This window comes from Frankia sp. CcWB2, from assembly GCF_977927585.1.
This window is the reverse complement of sequence record NZ_CDWRCM010000193.1, coordinates 7,422-8,902: the sequence shown is the minus strand read 5'-3', so window position 1 is coordinate 8,902 and position 1,481 is coordinate 7,422. Positions and strand designations below refer to the sequence as shown.

General features: G+C 70.1%; 2 protein-coding genes. Both read left to right on the top strand.

The annotated features are described in order from the left end of the window. Nucleotides 1-460: SAM-dependent methyltransferase (locus ACY45C_RS17615; protein WP_462188651.1), on the top strand; the 460-nt coding region annotated here is incomplete at its 5' end. A 98-nt stretch (nt 461-558) separates the two neighbouring features. Further along, entirely contained in the window at nt 559-1,224 is a 666-nt protein-coding gene (locus ACY45C_RS17610) for a transposase (RefSeq protein WP_462188650.1), read from the top strand. The last annotated feature ends 257 nt before the right edge of the window (nt 1,225-1,481 follow it).

The window sequence follows — 1,481 nt, the reverse complement described above, 5'->3', positions numbered from 1 at the left end:
GCTCACCAGCACCCCCGAGGGCCGGGCCGCCTATCTCGACGCCGACTTCCGCGACCCGGAGGGGATCCTGGAGTCCGAGCAACTGCGGGAAACTCTCGACCTGAGCCAGCCTGTGGCGGTCAGTCTGATCGCGATCGTGCAGTTCATCACTGATGACGCAGCCGTTCAGGACATCATCGACCGGCTCATGCGCCCGTTGCCGGCGGGGAGCATCCTGGCGCTGTCGACCGCCACGGCCGACAGCGCGCCCGAGGAAGTTCGCGCCGGGGAGGCCGCATACAACGCCAACGGCATTCCGCTGGCCGTGCGCGATAAAAGCACGGTCGAGCGTTTCTTCGACGGGATGGAACTGCTTGACCCCGGAGTAGTGCTCGTCCACCACTGGCATCCCGACGAGGAGGCGGCTGCGCTGGACGATGCCCACGTGTACATGTATGGCGGAATCGCCCGGAAACCGTAGCCCGCGCGCCTCGCCGTCCATGACAGGCTCCGACCATCGACCTGCCGGACACCGAGGCCAACGACGCCGCGTTCGGCCGGCCGTCCAACGGCACTCGGGTGGGGGCGTTCCCGCAGGTCCGGTGGCTGGCGGCGGCCGAGTCCGGCACCGGGGCGCTGGTCGGTGCCACGTTCGGTCCCTTCACCACCGGGGAACAGACACTCGCCGCGGACCTGCGGGGCTGCTATGGACCTGACATGCTCGTGCTCGCCGACCGGAACTTCCTGTCCCACCGGCTGGCCCGCGACGTGCTGGCCACCGGCGCGCACATCCTGTGGCGGGCCTCGGCGTCGTTCGCCCTGACACCGGTCCGGGTCCTGGCGGACGGCACGTACCTGGCCGAGCTGACGCCTGCGCGGCCCGCCGACGGCCCGCCGGTCACGGTCCGGGTGGTCGAGTACACCGTGCACACCACCCCCACCGGCGGCGCCGAGTCCGCCTCGGAGCTGTTCTGCCTGGTGACGGACCTGCTCGACGTCGCCGCCTACCCGGCGCTCGACCTGGCGTGCGCCTACCCGCTGAGGTGGGAGTGCGAGACCATGATCGGCCACCACAAGACCGACAGGGGCGAGGGACAGCCCGTCCTGCGCAGCAAGGACCCCGAAGGCGTCGCGCAGGAGCTGTGGGCGCTGTTCGCCGTCTACCAGGCCATCCACACTCTCGTCGGCGCCGCCGTGGACGCCGCCGGCATCCCCCGGGCAGGATCAGTTTCCGCCACGCCCTGACCCCCGCGACCGACACCGTCACGGCGGGCTTTCCCCCCAGCCGGCGTGACCTGGCCCTGGCCACCTTCCTCCTCAAGATCCTGCAACCCGCGACGTTCGTCCGGGACCGCCCCGACCGCGCCAGCCCCCGCAAAACCAAGAAAACCGGCGACTTCCCCGCCCGAAAACCCGGCGAACCCGCTGTGGTCACCGTCACCCGCTGCATCGAACTCTACTGCCTCGAACCACGACGATCACCTTAAAGCAGCGCCATTGCC